This is a genomic window from Sporosarcina sp. Y352, assembly GCF_056786535.1.
Map to the genome: position 1 here is coordinate 26,288 of NZ_JBXCJE010000016.1, position 17,619 is coordinate 43,906.

Below are 17,619 nucleotides of genomic sequence, written 5' to 3' on the forward strand. Positions count from 1 at the left end.
CATTCGTCTTTCTTCCACTACCATTGCAAATGATTTTCCAGTCGAAGTAATTGCTCTTTCATCTCTAAACCAGCACGGAAACCGCCCAATTTCCCATTTTTAGCAATGACACGATGACAAGGTACGGTCATTAATACCGGATTTGCGCCAATCGCAGTTCCGACTGCACGGACCGAACTTGGCTTTTGTATACGTTCAGCAATATCTGAATATGACACTGTCTGGCCGTATGGGATTTCTTGCAATGCGTTCCAGACTGATAATTGAAAAGGCGTACCGTGAAGATCCATCGGCAATGAAAATTCTTTTCGCCACCCCTCCAAATAATCAATCAGTTCAACTGCATACGGCTGCAAAACGTCGGCGTCTTCAATCAGAATATGGCCTGAAATCCGTTTCTTCACCCATACAGCTAATTCCGCGGATGATGCATTTAAAGAACCCACATAACAAAGCCCTTTTGTTGTCGCAGCGATATACATGTTCCATTGTGCGTGACTCAGAAGTGCCCAATACACTGCAGTTTCAGTCTTGCTCTCCATCATTGCACCTCCATACGATTAAACCAACCGAGTATCTCATATTTGAAAAAACGGGGTCCAAACACAAAACGTTTGGACCCCTCTCTTTTTTAAAAAAGTCGTCTTGTTCAATACATATACGTTTTAAACCAGCATTAAGTTTCATTGGTTAAAAGTCTACTTTACACTTCAAGGAATAGTAGAAGCCACAATATAGTCGTCACTATAGCACAAAATGCTATATGAATAGTACTAAACATTTATTGAATTATCAGAGCTTGAATCAATGTTCCTTGCATGAATACAGCCCTTAGATTAGAATCATTATTAATAAGTAGATCTAGGAGCGATTAGCATGTCCAATTTATATGAACCTGCATTACATTTTTATAACGTTGACTATTCCATAGGGGATATACATATTTTAAAAAACGTGACTGGCTCCTTTCCAAAAGGCAAAATTACGACACTCGTCGGTCCTTCGGGAGCGGGAAAGACAACGTTGCTCAAATTGTGTAATGGATTGATATCCCCCACTTCCGGGGAAATTTATATTCATGACAAACCCATTTCCGCCTATGAACCTGTTGAACTACGGCGGCATGTCGGCATTGCACTTCAGAGTGCACCGATGATTAAGGGGACTATTTATCATAACTTAGCACTGCCCCTAGAACTACAAGGTAAAAAACTGCCAGAACAAGATGCTGTTGAAATTCTAGATGATGTCGGCCTCAACAAACTATTTCTGCACCGAAAAATCGACGAATTATCAGGTGGACAGCGTCAAAAAGTATCAATTGCCCGTACATTGATCAATAAATCGGAAATCTTGTTACTCGATGAAATCACCTCATCTTTAGACCGATCGTCGTTAACTGAAATCGAGGAGTTAATCGTCAAAATCAATCGGAAATACGGTACTACAATCATCTGGATTACACATAATCTGGAACAAGCCTTATCAATTGGTGATTACACATGGGTTGTTATGGAAGGGCAAATCATCGAAACCTGTGAAAGTAACTTATTAAAATCATCGACGAATGAGTTAGTGAGGCAGTTTGTTGAAGGAGGGGTATCCTCCGTATGACTTATTTAACATTAGCCATCACCCTTATATTCGTTATCATTCCCCTTGTATTATCAAAGACGCTCCGTTTAGGATTAGAAAAGGACACGATCATTGCAACAATCCGGTCGATTATACAGCTTCTCGCAGTCGGATACATTCTTAAATTTGTCTTCGACTCAGAAAATATTTTGTATATCGTGTTAATGGTTACTTTGATGATTGTAGCTGCGACACAAAATGCCAGAAAAAAAGGGACAGCCATCAAGGGAATTACATGGAAAATTGCAGTCACCTTGATTTTCGTTGAAGTGCTGACCCAAAGTATTTTACTAGGCTTCCAGATTGTACCCGCAACTGCGCAATATATCATTTCAATCAGCGGCATGATTATCGGTAATTCGATGGTATTGTCAATCCTTTTCCTTAACCGATTTACGGCAGAGGTTGAAACGCATCGCGACGAAACGGAACTTATCCTGTCACTTGGGGGAACGCCAAAACAAGCCATTCATAGACAACTGATCAATTCAATCAAAGCCAGTATGATTCCGACAATCGAGAGTCAGAAAACGATGGGATTGGTTCAACTGCCTGGTATGATGAGTGGTCAAATCATTGCGGGAGCCGACCCAATTCAAGCTGTTCAGTTTCAATTGCTGATCATTTTCCTCTTATTAACGACCGCATCAGTAACCAGTGTCTTACTCGGATTTCTATCTTATCCTAGTTTGTTCAATCAACGAATGCAGCTGCTTCGGGAAAAACATTAGGAATCTGGTTCTTGTTTTATTATTCAAGCCATGGTAGAGTTATCTAAATTGTATATTCAAACAACTTCATATTTTATTCTTATCACGAGAGACAGAGGGATTGGCCCTAAGACGTCTCAGCAACCAACCTGTATAGGTACGGTGCTAATTCCAATAGGTATCTATTTACCTAGAAGATAAGGAGATTGACTTCGACATTTCGAGGACCCTCTCCTTATAGAGGGTCCTCTTTTTGATTTTAAAAGAAGAGAGTGAATCCAATGACAAGACGAAGTTTGGAAACAATACTAGTACAACTAGGTAATAACAGTGATCCGAAAACTGGTTCAGTGAACCCACCAATCTATTTATCGACTGCCTATAAACACGAAGGCTTAGGCCAGTCAACTGGCTATGACTACACGCGGACGAAAAATCCGACCCGTTCCATTTTGGAAGAAGGCATTGCAGATTTAGAGAGCGGTGACGCTGGTTTTGCATGTAGTTCAGGGATGGCTGCGATTCAGCTTGTTTTATCACTTTTCCGTCCCGGGGATGAATTGATTGTTCCAGAAGATATTTACGGGGGTACCTATCGTCTACTAAAGCAGTATTCCGATGTCTATTCAATCGGAACAACATATACGGATTTTACTGATGTCCATGAAACTGAGAAATTGATAACTGCGAAGACAAAAGCTCTATTTATCGAAACACCAACAAATCCACTTATGCAGGAGTTTGATATACGTCAATACGCGAAACTCGCGCGAAAGCATAATTTATTACTGATTGTCGACAACACATTTTTAACGCCTTATTTCCAAAGACCGATTGAGCTAGGCGCAGACATTGTTATACACAGTGCAACGAAATACATCGGAGGACATAACGATGTCCTTTCCGGCCTTGTAGTCTCAAAAGGAGCGGAGCTCTGTGAAGTATTGGCAACCAGTCATAATGCTATCGGCGCAGTTCTGTCACCTTCTGATTCATGGTTAATCATTAGAGGACTAAAAACACTGCACTTACGAATGAAGCAACATGATGCAAATGCAAAGATAATCGTAAATTACTTGAAGAGCGAACCACATGTTGCGGACGTTCTCTATCCCGGGAAAGGCGGTATGCTATCTTTCCGCTTACAAAATAGTGAATGGGTTGGACCTTTCTTAGCAAATTTAAAACTAATTACATTTGCCGAAAGTCTCGGAGGCGTAGAGAGTTTTATTACTTACCCAGCAACACAGACACATGCGGACATACCACGTGAAGAACGGATACGACGGGGCGTTGACGATAGTCTTTTACGTTTCTCAGTTGGAGTGGAAGAGGTAGAAGATTTGGTTGCCGATTTAAAGCAAGTGTTTTCAACATTAAAAAGCGAGGTGCTTCAACAATGAGTCTCAATAATGAACGATTACAAACGACACTTATACACGCATCGACTCGTGGTGATTCCGAACAGAAAACGGGTGCAGTGAATGTACCTATTTACTTATCTTCAACATTTCATCAAGAAAGCTTTGACGAATTTGGTCCCTATGATTACAGCCGTTCTGGTAATCCAACGAGAGATGCATTAGAAAAGACAATAGCCTCATTGGAAGGCGGTAAACGCGGATTAGCATTTGCTTCTGGGATGGCTGCCATCTCCTCCGCTTTCATGCTCCTTTCTTCAGGTGACCATATCGTTGTTACTGAAGATGTCTATGGCGGTACATTCCGATTTGTAACACAAGTCCTACCAAAGTTCGGTATCGACCATACATTTGTTAATCTGGCTAATTTAGAAGAAACCGCTAGTGCAATCCGGCCGAATACAAAAGTAATTTATGTAGAAACACCTTCCAATCCTCGATTGGGTATTACGGATATTGCAGCCATTGTCGAACTCGCAAAAGCGAATGACTGTCTGACGTTCCTCGACAACACATTCATGTCGCCACTATACCAACGCCCCCTTGATCTTGGCGTTGATATAGTTGTCCATAGCGCTACGAAGTTTCTATCTGGACATAGCGATATCATTGCCGGTTTGGCAGTGACGAAGGATGAGGAGCTTGGAAATCGATTGGCGTTTATCCAGAACTCTTTCGGCTCTATATTGGGTGCTCAAGATTCCTATTCGTTAATTCAAGGGATTAAAACGCTTGGAGCTCGTCTAACTCAGTCATCCTTATCTGCTCAAAAAATCGCCGTATATTTGAATGAACACTCTTTAGTGGAAGAGGTATTTTATCCGGGGTTGGTAAGTCACCCAGGTTACGAAGTCCATGCGAAACAATCAACTAGTCCAGGAGCGGTTCTGACATTCCGTTTGCCAGATAGAGCTACAGCAAAAGCATTTGTTGACAATGTCCGTATACCTGTTTTCGCTGTGAGTCTAGGCGGGGTTGAATCAATCCTTTCTTATCCTGCTACGATGTCCCATGCTGCTATGCCGAAAGAAGAACGGGAGAAACGTGGGATTACGGATGGCCTACTACGTTTTTCTGTAGGCCTTGAACATGTGGACGACTTGATTGAAGATTTTGAGCAAGCACTGAAAAAAGCATCTACCCTAGTTGCAGTACGTAATTAAGTACTCGTAAACAAAATACTAGTTAATGAGAAAGAGGGAATATAAATTGACAAAAACAGTAGAAGAACGAAATGAAATAGTTGCACCATTCAAAGCGGATCACGTCGGGAGCTTCTTACGCCCGGAGCGTCTAAAAAAAGCACGCCTTCAAAAAGATAACGGTGAAATCACTGCCGAAGAATTACAGACAATCGAAGACGAGGAAATCACAAAGCTAGTAGAAAATCAAAAAAAGGCCGGACTGAAGACAGTGACAGACGGAGAATTCCGTCGTAAATGGTGGCATTTCGATTTCCTTTCCGGCTTCGATGGCGTTGAATTTTACGAAACTGATAAAGGTCTTCAATTCAATGGCGTTCAAACGAGAGCACACGGCATCAAAGTGACAGGGAAAATCGGTTTCAGCAATCATTATATGATCGAACATTTCAAGTTCCTGAAAAGTGTTGCGGGAGATGCGGTTGCTAAATTCACGATTCCAAGCCCGAATATGCTGCTCCACAGAGCGACATTCGAAGAAGGGATCTATTCAAGTGACGAAGAATTATTTGATGACTTGGTAACTGCCTATCAAGACGTAATTCAGGCGCTTTACGATGAAGGATGCCGTTATCTTCAAATCGATGACACGTCATGGGCTTCCCTTTTGTCGGAAGAAGGAAGAGAGACATTGAAAGCGAAAGGTCAAGATCCTGATGACATCGCTCAACTTTCAGCTCGGGCAATTAATGAATCCATCGCAAAAAGACCAGCCGACTTGCTCATTACGATGCATATTTGCCGTGGCAACTTCCAATCAACCTATTTTTCAAGTGGTGGCTATGAGAATGTATCCAAAACTATCTTCGGAAAATTGGATGTTGACGGTCTTTTCCTTGAGTTTGATGATGAACGTTCAGGCAGTTTTGAGCCGTTGCGCCACGTCAACCGTCCGGATCTTTACATCGTATTAGGATTAATCACTTCTAAATTCGGTGATTTGGAAGATCCAGAACAGATAAAAGTGAGAATATCGGAAGCTGCCAAACATGTTCCGTTGAATCAACTTTGTTTAAGCCCCCAATGTGGTTTTGCTTCAACAGAAGAAGGCAATCGTTTGACAGAAGAGCAACAGTGGGAAAAAGTTCGCCACGTTGTGTCTATCGCACAAGATGTTTGGAACTGATGAATAGGCGATAATCTATCGAATGCCTCTCTATCAAAAATAGAGAGGCATTTTTATATAAAGAACGGAATTGGAGGTGTGAGAAATGAAAAAAGAGGGTTTGCAAAGGTATCATACGATTTGGGGATTATTATTTTTGGGCTGGTTCGTTTCTTACGTTGACCGGGTAGCCACTGGTCCGATTGTTACATATATGATTGAAAATGAAGTTTCCTTTTTTGCAGACGTAGCAAATCCGCATGGTATCGGCGGATTGATCGGTAGTTTGTTTTTTGCTGGCTTCATGCTAATGCAGTTTCCTGGTGGTTACTTCGGAGACCGGTTCGGCTATCGTGCCATAATTATTTTGAGTATTGTTTGGGCAGGGATTGCCACCTTGCTAACCGGATTGGTCGGTGGCCTTATCGCCTTTATTCTTTTCAGGGTTCTATTAGGGCTTGGTGAAGGTGTATTCTATTCGAATGACCGCTCTTATATCGCATATCATACACCTACCGAAAAAGTCGGATTGGGAATGGGCGTGGCGCTTACCGGATTATCTGTCGGACTAACAGCCGGTACACTCGGGGTCCCCTATCTTTTAACAATTGCAGAACCATTTATGGGAGAGGAGGCTTGGCGTTTTCCCTTTTTTGTGACTGGGATCATTACGCTTGTCGTTGCATTCCTGCTATTTAAATTTATGAAGCCGAAACATAATCCAAATGTACCTGTAGATTTATCCTCGCCAGGCATTAAAACACAATTTAGCAAAGGGCTGCTGCACATGTCCATGTACTCCGCAGTCTTTCTAGTCATAGTGATGGGTATTTATTATTTTTCGGTTAAACTAGGTTTGTCTTCTATTGCAATCGCTATCATACTTGTGGCACTATGTCCGCTCTTAATACTTTATTTGTACATGACGAAGAAATCTGAAATAAAGCCGTTATTGGCAAATAAAAACCTATTCTTATTGTACTTATTTTTCATCCCAGTCATGTGGCATCTATGGTTTTACGGCTTTTGGTCCGTCTCCATCGTCAAAGATTTCGGCGGTGGAGCATTGATGGCCGCTGCACTGATTGCGTCATTTAATGGCTTGGCCGGTATCATCGGTTTCCCTCTCGGAGGGAAGATTTCCGACATGGTTGCGGATCGTCCAAATGGGCGACGTAATATTCTTGCTATACTTACCGCCGTGCTGACCATAACCATTTTTATATTTGCGGCTTATGTAATGTTGGGTAATAATAGTCCCGTCGTTATGTCTATCATTTTATTCGTTTCAGGACTATTCTTTTTTGCATTGCAGCCGGTTGCACATGCACTCGCTTCCGACTTAACGCCCGAAAAAAGCAGAGGATCCATGTTCGGGATGCTTAATTTGATTGGAGAAATCGGAGCGGTCCTCTCGCCTGTTGTCTCCGGCGTTCTTCGGGACAGCACAGGCGACTGGGGCATGCCGCTTCTGCTTGATGGTGTACTGATGGCGGCTGGCTTAGTGTTCGTGCTGGCCATCTCACGTAAAGGGGTCAGCAAGACTTCTGTTTCCTTGGCAAAATAAAAAAAAGGCCTGTCATCAACAAGTGATGACAGGCCTTTTCGAGCGGTGATTTATACGGATAGCCGTGGAAGTTCTAATAAATGTTACCTTCAAATACGCTTGGGCGCTTAGGTAGGCTTCCAGCGCTCAGACTATCAACAATATTCAATACTTCTACTTAGCTATAAAAGTCTTTAGGTATTGGACCGATAGTTCTGCGGTGATACAGAAGAGGTTCTTTACTTTCATTCTGAATATCCAATACTTCGCCGATAAAAATCGTATGATCCCCGGCTTCGATTTGTTGAACCGTTTTACATTGCAGAACGGACAGTGCCCCTGGGAGGACCGGCAGATTCAAATCCGATTCCTTCCAATCACATTGGCTAAATCGATCGGCTACTCTGCTGGAAAATAACGTACATAAATCGCTTTGATCTGACGCCAAAATATTCACCGAAAACTTTTCAGTCTTCAGAAAATCGTTATAAGTGGATACTCTTTTGTCAATTGACCATAATATGAGCAAAGGCTCTAAAGATACAGATGCAAATGAATTAACCGTTAGACCCATCGGTTTTTTATCCGCATCAAATGCTGTTACGACGGTTACTCCCGTCGGGTAATTCCCCATTGCCTCTTTAAAACTCGCTACATATTCCGCCTTTTTATCCATATCAGCAACTCCCATTTTCTTATTTCTACTAAAAGCATAGCAAATCTATTGGAATATTTCATACTTTATGATTCCGTATTACATTACTCGAATTTTCCTTCTCTATAATCCTTGTAAGCTTGCATGATTTCTTCTTCTGAATTCATCACAAATGGACCGCGCGCAACCACTTTTTCTCCGATAGGCTGACCTGCATATAAGATGATATGCATTTTCTCTAACGCGTGAATCTTTACTTCAGATTTCTCAGCCGTTAATCCGTGTTCTAGCCAAAGAACCTGCCCTTTTTCACCCACCGTGTCTTCGTTGCCAAATGTTCCTTTTCCACCTATAACATAAATGAATCCATTATAACTGCCCGGAAGATCTTGTATAATTGTAGCACCCGGCTCTAATATTATCTCAACCATCGTAACGGGTACATGATTTTTCGTATCAGCTATTACATCTGCCGAAGAACCTGAGAATACACGAATCGTTGCACCGTCTTGTTGACGGACAGGCATTTCTTCTGCACGCATGTTCTGATAACGTGGTTCCGTCATTTTTTTATCACTCGGGAGATTAACCCACAATTGCAGACAATTCACTATTTCTCCAATCGCCGGTTCTTCTGAATGAATAATCCCTTTTCCCGCTGTCATCCACTGGACATCCCCAGGGTGCAATTCCCCGCCGCCTGTCTTATTGTCATGGTGCTCAAGATTTCCATCGATGATATAGGTGACTGTTTCAATACCGCGATGCGGATGCGGTCCAAAAGTGCCTCATTCGAAAAAATCTTCAGCCATCAACAAAAATGGATCTGTTTCTTCCCAGTTACCCGGTTCTATGACTAATCCCACTTTATGAGTCGGTGAATTTTCCTGATAAACTACATTTCTGACGCTTCTGATACCCCTAGATAAAACGCTCATTTAAAAGTCCTCCCTTTATGTCCTTTATATGATATTATGAACCAAAGAGACCAACAAGAGAAGTACTTACTTAAATGTATCATAGTATCTAAAAGTATACTAATGGAGGTTATTAAGAGATGAAAGTTGAACAATGTAAAGTCGACGAAGCTTTAGGGATTTTGGTAGGTAAATGGAAACCGATTATTTTATTGCATTTATTCAACGAAGGCACTCAGCGATTCAGTGAGTTGAAACGGTTGATGCCCGATATTACACAAAAAATGTTAACCAAACAATTACGTGAATTGGAAGATGAGGATATTGTAAAAAGAGTCGTCTATGCCCAAGTTCCCCCGAAAGTCGAATACTCTATTTCAGAGTATGGTCAAAGTTTACAACCGGTTCTGGCAATTATGCACGAATGGGGCACACTTCATGCCGACCATATTGAAAAAGTTAAAAGTTATAATGAGGCCAGTAGCTACTGAAACTGATAATATATAAAAACAGACACTCTTTATTAAAGAGTGTCTGTTTTTGATTCTACGTAAACTTCGTTTCCTGGCGAAAGAACTGGTGCTAATGCAGGGTTAGATAGAATTTCTCTTAATTGAATTTGAGCACGAATACTGCCGAACGCTCTTGAATCATTTACTATAAACCACACACCTCCAAAAAGAGAGGTACACACTCTTTAATATCATAGTATACTAAAGGATACTATAGGGAGATCGTTCAATTCAAATGTTTTTAAACATACTATACACTCAGCGCTCTGTGTGTGATTAAATTGCTTACTAGTTATTTTAGTTCATCAACAGGTGTCCCTCCTGTATATACTATTGGGAAAGGACTAAGAACAAAGGAGAGAGATTGTGTATTTCATTAAACCTATACCATCCTTCGTAAAGGACGTTAATGGAATCGTTATGAAATGGTCGCCTCTAAAGAAAATGATTTTGACTGCATTGTTGGCGGCACTTGCAACAGTATTACAGTCGGCAGGGGGATTTTTACCGGGTATCGGTTATTTCTTTAGCCCCTTCGCATCTCTCCCTATTTTTCTAGCTACATTGATATCATTACGTTCAGGATTACTAGCGTATGCACTAACAGTTTTTTCATTATTATTGCTTCAGCCAAGTGAGTTAGTAATTTTCCCTTTCACAACAGGGCTACTTGGGTTGGGGCTTGGATGGACGGTTCTCACTTTTCATCATCGTTTGGCAATCTTAATAGTAAATGGTTCTCTATTATTTATAGGTATTTGCATCCCATTATACGGGTTGGGCTTTCCTGTTTTCGGTCCGGCGGTCACTTCCTCAATTGATATGCCCATTCTCCTAATTATTTTTGGTTTTTCACTTCTGTATAGTTGGTTCTGGATAGAATTCAGTCTGTTTTTTCTGCGTAAAATCAGGATTATTTTACGATTATTGTAAAATCTCTAAGGATAATTTCAAGTCCGAGGACGCGTATATACCAAACAGCTAGTTCTTCTCTATTAACTGGAGATTCAAAATCAAAGCTCTGCGTGTTTGGTTGAATAATGCCCATTGTGAATAGTAACTATTTCACTTCCATCCAACTATTAATCCCTGACCTCTCAATTGACAATTTCTAACAATTCTATAGACTTTATGATTTCCGTAGAGTAAACATGCCTTGATTCACAATACGGCCAATTAAAGGTCAAACATAAACATCCGCCAATTGGAAACCCAATTGGCGGATGTATTACAAATCCTTTAACTATTATTCATTTGGATCATCGCTACCACGATAACGATTATAGGGTAAGTGGTTCCAATTACGATACTTTAGATTATCTGAACGCAGTACCTTTGGAAGGTCTGCAAGAATCTTTTTAGCTACTTCAAGTTCTAGTTTAGACTCTTCCTTGTCTTGGTACATGAATTCATCGGAAGCAGCAATTGGAGCTTGTTCAACTTTCTCTTCCAGATCCTGAATTACCATTTGCTGTTGTAAGTGTAATGCATCACGAGCATCTGCTACCCATTCTGATTGTAAACTACGATTCGTGTCGCCAACACTACTATACTCTTCGTAAACTTCTCGATAAATTCGATCCGCATTGGCACGGACATCCAGGTTAACCTCTTCTAAATCCAGATTGGTCAATTCTCCTTCTGTTAAAGGGGCAACGCGTTTACGTCCACCAAGCCTTGTTCTATCTAAATAGAAAGGGAACATGCTTTTAATTGTTTTTCCTACGGGTGATATGGCATTTTCACTATCATCAAGTCCTTTAGGCTGAATTCCCTGCAAGGCAATTCGCGCAGATTCAGGTCTTACAATTTCTTTTGGCGGCATAATTCCATGACGGAGCATTTCTCTAATACCTGTGCCCGAGATGTTTATCCGATAGCGTTCGTCGTGTGGACAAGACTGGCCAGTGGCAGGACTATCACAACGTGTACAGTAAAAGACTTCATGATAAAGCCGAATATCTATTCCTAGCTCTGCTGGATCAAACTCATCAAATATACTATGGCTGGCATACTTGTCGTAATAATCACCTATTCCCGCATGATCCCGACCAATTAGTGCATGAGTACAACCATAATTCTTCATAATTAAAGCATGTAACACAGTTTCCCGTGGTCCTGCAAAAATGTAAGTCACTCTAAGGGGAGCTAGAATTGATCGACCTTTTGGATAATACGTATCTAGTACACTTCGATAAGACAGCATACGAAACTCATGGCGTGTATACTCTCGTTTAGCCATTTCAACTAACGGTTGAAGAAGCAAGCCATCTATTTCTTCTAAGGCGTTCTTATGAATATATTCATGGCCTCTGTGTAAAGGGTTGGCACCCGTGATAAATCCTGCTGCCGAACGAAATTTCTTTACTTCATAAAAATCATGCCATGTATCTTTTGGCTCCAAACGAAGTTTCTCAAATGGTCCCCAATCAGCACGGCGCAATAATCTGATGGGTCCCCCTAACGCGACGTCACCCATCCGCCTATAAATCGCATCCACACCTGGGTGATCACGGTCTGTCGTGCCAAAGAGATGAGAAGCACGATATTCTTTATCGTACTCAAAAATATCCTCTATTATGAGAATAGCAACAGGCTCTTTGTTTTCATCAGCAAGTGTTACTTCATCCCCAATCGAAAGTGACTGGACCACTTCTTTGTTACGATTACCAGTTGGAGCAAAACTCAAAGGTGCCGGCCAAATTAACCCATTATCTAACCGCCCTTTCGTAAGAACGGAATTATAGTCAATTTCTTTCATAAAACCCTCATTAGGAGACAAGACGCCCGTCGCAATCATTTCAAGCGTAATGACTGCTTCCATATCCACCATAATAGTTGGTAGCTGCTTTGCTTTAACCAAATCCTCTTCTAACGCTATACCAGTTACCACTTTGTCTACCAAACTTCCTCCATGGGGCTGCTGTGGATATCCGGAAAATTTGCTTTTCTCTGTAATATTCAACATCTCATTTCCTCCTCTTTAAAAATGTTTTAATTCAGCAAATTAATATAATGAAAAAATGTGCCTATTCTGAATATTATCATTCTATTTGGAATTAGAATAGTCAAATCTCCTAAATATTTAAATATTCTTTTACTTTTCTCATAAATGGAAAAAACAGCATAGGGAGTCTTAGGAAAGAGTTATAGTATTGAGACCATTAAATTCCACAAGAATAAAATACAAAAATGGCTTCTCAATAGTTTCAAATGCAGTTGTTTTGAATGAAAGAATAAATGAGCTTCTATAAGAGTGTAAGTGCCCGAAGATGTACAAGTTGAATTGCCGCCTTGTTTTCCATTAATAATCACTTGTCGACGACCTTGATGGACCGGACTCAATGGTTCATCTTATCCACCTTGGCGTCTCGACATTCCGTGTCATACACGATTTGGGCTGCACCTTCACCATTTAATGCCTTCTATCGACCAATCGGAATGATAATTAATTTTCATTTATGAATCGGTTCTCACTTATGACACTCATTAAAAAACTTTTGGATGAAGTATACGGACAACTAACTGATGTATTCGAAAAATGCCTCACAACAATTCAATGAATTGTTGTGAGGCATTAATATTCAGAGTGATTTTTAGCACCTATGATTAATTCAACGACTACCTATTGATGATGCATGGCTCTAACCTTTGATAATTCAAGGGTCTGGAGTTCCTATTACATTATGCCGACGGAGACATTGCCGCATCAGATGCATCGTTTTGTAGAACTGAACTTGTCGTAGAGTCGTTCATTCATATTTTTTATAGGTAGCAAACTTCTCAATATTTACGAATGTAATATTTAAAATTGAATAACGTTAGATCGTTTAGACCGTTCAAGATAGATGTCCAAAAAGTAACGTGATACGTTTGGACAGCACTTTGATATTGCATTTCCCAAAAGGAATAAACTGTATTAACACGGCGAATCTACTAGAATAGGCCCTCCTTTTAGTCATTTCCCAATTAAAAGTCGGGACTCTTGGTGTGTTTTTTAATTGTGACAAAGGTTAATATTTCCATGGAAACTTGTTACTCGACCGTTACACTCTTGTTATTTTCATTTGTTATTGTAGGTAACAAGCAGATGGGGCACTGCTTTATTATTCGATTGAAAAGCTACATAACGAATATGTAAAAAACTGACCCTGGTTTTAGGCTCTGCATGTTAAGGAGGTAGATGTACATAACGGCTTAATAGAATGAGTGTTATTTCAATTTCTTATTTAGTAGTCGAGATTAAAAAAATTCAAAAAAAGGGAGTTTGATGAGTCTTGGTTAAAGAAACTAATCAAAAAGAGAAGAACACGAACAAGAAGATTTTGCCGTTTGTAATGTCAACCTCAATGATAACAGCTGCTATTTTCGGAGCAGGTGGCTCAGCTTTTGCAGCTGAAAATGGTGAGGAAAAAGAGTTTAAAAATCACGGTGCAGAGGTTTCATCTTTTGCAACAAGCATTCCAGGATCACCTGAAAAAGGAAAAATAATGCGTACCATTGCAAATAAAAATTTGCAGGAAAAGGCACCGAATGAAGATGATTCGGATGATGCTTTGGATGATGACGAAGTAACGGATGTACCTGTTGATGAAGATGAAGCAACGAATGAGCCTGTAATTGAAGACGAAACTACCGATGTACCTGGGGATGAAGACGATGCAACAGATGCACCTGTAATTGAAGACGAACCTACGGATGTACCTGTGGATGAAGACGATGCTACTGATACACCTGTGATTGAAGACGAAACTACGGATGTACCTGTGGATGAAGACGATGCTACGGAGGAACCTGTAATTGAAGACGAAACTACCGATGTACCTGTGGTTGAAGACGATGCTACGGAGGAACCTGTAATTGAAGACGAAACTACCGATGTACCTGTTGATGAAGACGGTGTAACAGATACACCTGTAATTGAAGACGAAACTACCGATGTACCTGTTGATGAAGACGGTGCAACAGATACACCTGTAATTGAAGACGAAACTACGGATTTACCTGTGGTTGAAGACGATGCTACGGAGGAACCTGTAATTGAAGACGAAACTACCGATGTACCTGTGGTTGAAGACGATGCTACGGAGGAACCTGTAGTTCAAGACGAAACTACGGAGGTACCTGTGGTTGAAGACGATGCTACGGAGGAACCTAAAATTGAAGACGATGCTGCGGAGGAAACTGTGGTTGACGAAGAACCTGCAGAGGAGCCTGCTGGTGAAGATGAGTCTGCGAATGAAACTGATGAAACAGAAAAGCCAGCTGACGATAATATCAATGAAGATACTACGTCAACTGACCAATCTATCGATAGCAGTATTGTAACAGAAGAGCAAGTAAATGAATATAGATCTGTCATACAAAATTATGGAAGTTTAATTGATTACTACGATTTTCTGATCCAAGATCATCTTGGTATGATCTTACCAGATGAAGAAGGTACTGTAGCAGACATGCCTGCTGAGGATCTAACTGAAGTTCCTGTTGATGGCGACGATACTGCAGAAGTTCCTGCCGTTGGCAACGACACGGCGGATGTGCCTACTGAAGATGTAGTAGAAGTTCCCGCTGATAGCGATGACGCTACGGATGCACCTACTGAAGATGTAGTAGAAGTTCCTTCTGATAGCGACGACGCTACGGATGCGCCTACTGAAGATGTAGTAGAAGTTCCTTCTGATAGCGACGACGCTACGGATGCGCCTACTGAAGATGCAGTAGAAGTTCCTGCTGATAGCGATGACGCTACGGATGCGCCTGCTGAAGATGCAGCAGAAGAACTCGCTGTTGGCGACGATGCTCCAGAAGAACCTGTTAAAGAAGCAGTTCAAAAAACGGTTTGGGAGAACTTAGTCGGTTATTACCAACAAGTTGTTACAGCTTACAATTCATTATTTAGTTCACTAAATAAGTAAAATAGCAAATACATTATTTAGAGGGAAGTCATATGAATCCTCTCCTGAACCATATGATTTACGGTTGATCTTGAGAATTTAATATCGATAAAAATTTTGGCCCTTGGGAACTCTGTTAGGAGTTTTCAAGGGTTTTATTTGGTATAGGATATTTATAAATCTCTCACTAACACTCTACCATTAAATAAAGAAAGCCTAATTTTCCAAAAATGAGAAGAAGATATAAAACCGGAAAAATTCTCCTCCCAAGTTGCTACGAAGTAAATGATCTTCGTTCTGCTAAAGCTCTTTTGATATTTTTAAAAATACTGGAATCGACGTTGGCGTTCCTCAAACCCAAAATTTGCAGCTCGCTTCCTTCAGATTCTATGTAGACGCGGACTTCCTTGCGTTAAGCTACCCCTTATTTCTTCGGAACTTGCACGCTATAGCACACAAAAAAAGCGTCCTCCAAATGATTGGAGTGACGCTTTTTCCATTATCTATGACGAGGTTACATCATACCACCCATAGCCTCGCCACGTAATTTATAATGAATTAATTTCCTCGAAAGTTGTTAGAATGTCTATTTTTATGTCGAATACAAATCAGGTAGCGTCATTATTGAGGTTGAGTCTAAAGATACAGAATCACATTTCAATTGGAACTACTGGATAACGAACATGGATACCTTCCCTTATCACTACGTTTTGATAACCTTTCAATTTACCTTCAAAAATCAATTGGAAATTTGCCGAATGAGGCAATTCACTTGGTTCAATCAGAGAAAGATCTTTTTCAAAGTCAATGGCCTTACTTTCCTTTAGGACAGTAGCCACAAACTGAGAACAGAAGAAAGCATTCTTTCTTATTATCGGCTTTTTAAACATTACACCAAATAATCCAATAAAATTATAACGGTAGTGTTCCTTTTTGGCTGCAATTTCTTTGATATATTGAGACATCCTATGAAATTCATCATTTGTTACGGTTAAAGAATAGATTGCACAATTGGCTTGTTTGAATATGACGGAATGAATATCTTCTTTAACGAATCCTCCAATGAAAGGGTTTTTAGCTGTTTTTCTTCCAAAACTATATACCTCAATTAATTCCGCATCAAAGGCAATTGAAGCGTGATTATACGTTTTTTTAGTATAGGACTTAATCATCCTATTTAAAGTCGTCCCTGTATCAGTTAAAAGGATGTAAATCTGTTTTTTCCTGATTATAATCCTCACCTTTTATCTTTTTAAATAGGTGGTTTAGCACCCGTTTAATCAATGATCATCCTTGAGCGTCCTCGTTACTTTTGTATTCTAAAAGATCCCCAGGCTGACATTCTAAAGCCTTACAAATCGCCTCTAAAGTAGATAATCGAACCGCTTTTGCCTTACCATTTTTCAAGATCGAAATATTCGCCATCGTGATTCCGACCCTCTCCGAAAGTTCCGTCACACTCATTTTTCGTTTAGCAAGCATCACGTCAATATTGATTATAATTGCCATATTATTCACCTCAACTCAGACTATTAAATCATTTTCCTCTTTTATATCTATGGCTTCTTTTAAAAGCCTTTGAAGAACTGCAGCAAAGAAGGCAACCACCATGGAAGCAAAAATAGGGATCATTCCGACTATTATTAGACCTGGTGCGTCGTCCACCTCCGCCATGATATAAACGAAAGGCAGAGCTACCAAGTACAAGCCACTGATTATGATGGCACAGTTTTTGATTTTCTTTAGAGCTCCTACAGATAAATTCGAGAAAGCTTGGTTCTTGTCAATGTAGCTTAAAAGGTTAAAAGATTGGAACAAAGCGAAGTAAAATGGGATTGCTGAAACATACATAATCATTAAAAGACCATATACTACAAAAGCTAAATCCGAACCTCTTTCTGCTGCTTCATTTGCCTCACTCGCTATTTGGGGCAACAAAAACAGACATAAAGCAAGAACAGGAATTCCCATAAGAATAACAGCTAACTTCAAAAAAAGTGTTGATCCTCGTTTCATAAA

General features: G+C 40.3%; 15 protein-coding genes, 1 pseudogene and 1 riboswitch. Of the genes and pseudogenes, 9 read left to right on the plus strand and 7 right to left on the minus strand.

Going from position 1 to position 17,619, the window contains the following annotated elements; translation table 11 throughout:
- Positions 1 to 17 precede the first annotated feature (17 nt).
- Positions 18 to 542 carry a methylated-DNA--[protein]-cysteine S-methyltransferase gene (locus AC1TO6_RS18735; RefSeq protein ID WP_482103146.1) on the minus strand — a complete coding sequence of 175 codons (525 nt, stop codon included), beginning with the start codon at positions 540 to 542 and terminating at the stop codon, positions 18 to 20.
- A 334-nt stretch (positions 543 to 876) separates the two neighbouring features.
- Between AC1TO6_RS18735 and AC1TO6_RS18740 the strand changes: the two genes are divergently transcribed.
- The 6 genes from AC1TO6_RS18740 (at position 877) to AC1TO6_RS18765 (ending at position 7,640) form a co-directional block, all read left to right on the plus strand.
- Positions 877 to 1,614 (plus strand): ABC transporter ATP-binding protein, encoded by a 738-nt coding sequence (locus tag AC1TO6_RS18740; protein ID WP_482103147.1) that lies wholly within the window; start codon positions 877 to 879, stop codon positions 1,612 to 1,614.
- Entirely contained in the window at positions 1,611 to 2,366 is a 756-nt protein-coding gene (locus tag AC1TO6_RS18745) for an ABC transporter permease (RefSeq protein WP_482103148.1), read from the plus strand. Before AC1TO6_RS18740 ends, AC1TO6_RS18745 begins: the two co-directional genes overlap by 4 nt.
- Before the next feature lie 76 nt (positions 2,367 to 2,442).
- Positions 2,443 to 2,549, plus strand: a riboswitch (SAM riboswitch).
- A 77-nt stretch (positions 2,550 to 2,626) separates the two neighbouring features.
- A complete protein-coding gene (locus tag AC1TO6_RS18750; RefSeq protein ID WP_482103149.1) occupies positions 2,627 to 3,748 on the plus strand; it encodes a methionine biosynthesis PLP-dependent protein in 1,122 nt (373 codons plus the stop codon).
- Positions 3,745 to 4,929, plus strand: coding sequence for a cystathionine beta-lyase (metC, locus tag AC1TO6_RS18755; protein ID WP_482103150.1), 1,185 nt, complete (start codon positions 3,745 to 3,747; stop codon positions 4,927 to 4,929). The genes AC1TO6_RS18750 and metC overlap by 4 nt, the downstream gene beginning before the upstream one ends.
- A 46-nt stretch (positions 4,930 to 4,975) precedes the next feature.
- Positions 4,976 to 6,094 carry a 5-methyltetrahydropteroyltriglutamate--homocysteine S-methyltransferase gene (locus tag AC1TO6_RS18760; protein WP_482103151.1) on the plus strand — a complete coding sequence of 373 codons (1,119 nt, stop codon included), beginning with the start codon at positions 4,976 to 4,978 and terminating at the stop codon, positions 6,092 to 6,094.
- Positions 6,095 to 6,179: 85 nt separating this feature from the next.
- The gene (locus tag AC1TO6_RS18765; RefSeq protein WP_482103152.1) at positions 6,180 to 7,640 is read left to right on the plus strand and encodes an MFS transporter; all 1,461 of its coding nucleotides are present in this window, start codon (positions 6,180 to 6,182) and stop codon (positions 7,638 to 7,640) included.
- 157 nt (positions 7,641 to 7,797) lie between these two features.
- On the opposite strand, the gene AC1TO6_RS18770 is transcribed toward AC1TO6_RS18765, so the two are convergent.
- Both AC1TO6_RS18770 and AC1TO6_RS18775 read right to left on the minus strand, forming a co-directional pair.
- Entirely contained in the window at positions 7,798 to 8,295 is a 498-nt protein-coding gene (locus AC1TO6_RS18770; RefSeq protein ID WP_482103153.1) for a flavin reductase family protein, read from the minus strand.
- A gap of 83 nt (positions 8,296 to 8,378) precedes the next feature.
- Positions 8,379 to 9,212 (minus strand): annotated as a pseudogene (locus AC1TO6_RS18775) (pirin family protein).
- A 119-nt stretch (positions 9,213 to 9,331) separates the two neighbouring features.
- On the opposite strand from AC1TO6_RS18775, the gene AC1TO6_RS18780 reads away from it, so the two are divergent.
- Together AC1TO6_RS18780 and AC1TO6_RS18785 are read left to right on the plus strand one after the other, a co-directional pair.
- Positions 9,332 to 9,682 (plus strand): winged helix-turn-helix transcriptional regulator, encoded by a 351-nt coding sequence (locus tag AC1TO6_RS18780; protein ID WP_482103154.1) that lies wholly within the window; start codon positions 9,332 to 9,334, stop codon positions 9,680 to 9,682.
- 387 nt (positions 9,683 to 10,069) lie between these two features.
- Entirely contained in the window at positions 10,070 to 10,636 is a 567-nt protein-coding gene (locus AC1TO6_RS18785; RefSeq protein WP_482103155.1) for a hypothetical protein, read from the plus strand.
- Between the two features lie 313 nt (positions 10,637 to 10,949).
- Here AC1TO6_RS18785 and AC1TO6_RS18790 read toward each other — a convergent pair whose 3' ends face one another.
- A complete protein-coding gene (locus AC1TO6_RS18790) occupies positions 10,950 to 12,671 on the minus strand; it encodes a sulfate adenylyltransferase (protein ID WP_482103156.1) in 1,722 nt (573 codons plus the stop codon).
- Positions 12,672 to 13,980: 1,309 nt separating this feature from the next.
- On the opposite strand from AC1TO6_RS18790, the gene AC1TO6_RS18795 reads away from it, so the two are divergent.
- Positions 13,981 to 15,621: a hypothetical protein gene (locus tag AC1TO6_RS18795; protein WP_482103157.1), complete on the plus strand. Its 1,641-nt coding sequence runs from the start codon at positions 13,981 to 13,983 to the stop codon at positions 15,619 to 15,621.
- A 629-nt stretch (positions 15,622 to 16,250) separates the two neighbouring features.
- On the opposite strand, the gene AC1TO6_RS18800 is transcribed toward AC1TO6_RS18795, so the two are convergent.
- From AC1TO6_RS18800 to AC1TO6_RS18810, 3 genes are all read right to left on the minus strand, one after another.
- A complete protein-coding gene (locus AC1TO6_RS18800) occupies positions 16,251 to 16,772 on the minus strand; it encodes a hypothetical protein (RefSeq protein ID WP_482103158.1) in 522 nt (173 codons plus the stop codon).
- A 115-nt stretch (positions 16,773 to 16,887) separates the two neighbouring features.
- Positions 16,888 to 17,109, minus strand: coding sequence for a helix-turn-helix domain-containing protein (locus AC1TO6_RS18805; RefSeq protein WP_482103159.1), 222 nt, complete (start codon positions 17,107 to 17,109; stop codon positions 16,888 to 16,890).
- A 15-nt stretch (positions 17,110 to 17,124) separates the two neighbouring features.
- On the minus strand, positions 17,125 to 17,616 hold the full coding sequence (locus AC1TO6_RS18810) for a DUF2975 domain-containing protein (protein WP_482103160.1): 492 nt from the start codon (positions 17,614 to 17,616) through the stop codon (positions 17,125 to 17,127).
- Positions 17,617 to 17,619: the final 3 nt, after the last annotated feature.

Bases quoted from the DNA above. Each gene is read 5' to 3' on its own strand.
- AC1TO6_RS18735 (WP_482103146.1), bottom strand. From the start codon at position 542: ATGGAGAGCAAGACTGAAACTGCAGTGTATTGGGCACTTCTGAGTCAC.
- AC1TO6_RS18740 (WP_482103147.1), top strand. From the start codon at position 877: ATGTCCAATTTATATGAACCTGCATTACATTTTTATAACGTTGACTAT.
- AC1TO6_RS18745 (WP_482103148.1), top strand. From the start codon at position 1,611: ATGACTTATTTAACATTAGCCATCACCCTTATATTCGTTATCATTCCC.
- AC1TO6_RS18750 (WP_482103149.1), top strand. From the start codon at position 2,627: ATGACAAGACGAAGTTTGGAAACAATACTAGTACAACTAGGTAATAAC.
- metC (WP_482103150.1), top strand. From the start codon at position 3,745: ATGAGTCTCAATAATGAACGATTACAAACGACACTTATACACGCATCG.
- AC1TO6_RS18765 (WP_482103152.1), top strand. From the start codon at position 6,180: ATGAAAAAAGAGGGTTTGCAAAGGTATCATACGATTTGGGGATTATTA.
- AC1TO6_RS18770 (WP_482103153.1), bottom strand. From the start codon at position 8,295: ATGGATAAAAAGGCGGAATATGTAGCGAGTTTTAAAGAGGCAATGGGG.
- AC1TO6_RS18780 (WP_482103154.1), top strand. From the start codon at position 9,332: ATGAAAGTTGAACAATGTAAAGTCGACGAAGCTTTAGGGATTTTGGTA.
- AC1TO6_RS18790 (WP_482103156.1), bottom strand. From the start codon at position 12,671: ATGTTGAATATTACAGAGAAAAGCAAATTTTCCGGATATCCACAGCAG.
- AC1TO6_RS18800 (WP_482103158.1), bottom strand. From the start codon at position 16,772: ATGATTAAGTCCTATACTAAAAAAACGTATAATCACGCTTCAATTGCC.
- AC1TO6_RS18805 (WP_482103159.1), bottom strand. From the start codon at position 17,109: ATGGCAATTATAATCAATATTGACGTGATGCTTGCTAAACGAAAAATG.
- AC1TO6_RS18810 (WP_482103160.1), bottom strand. From the start codon at position 17,616: ATGAAACGAGGATCAACACTTTTTTTGAAGTTAGCTGTTATTCTTATG.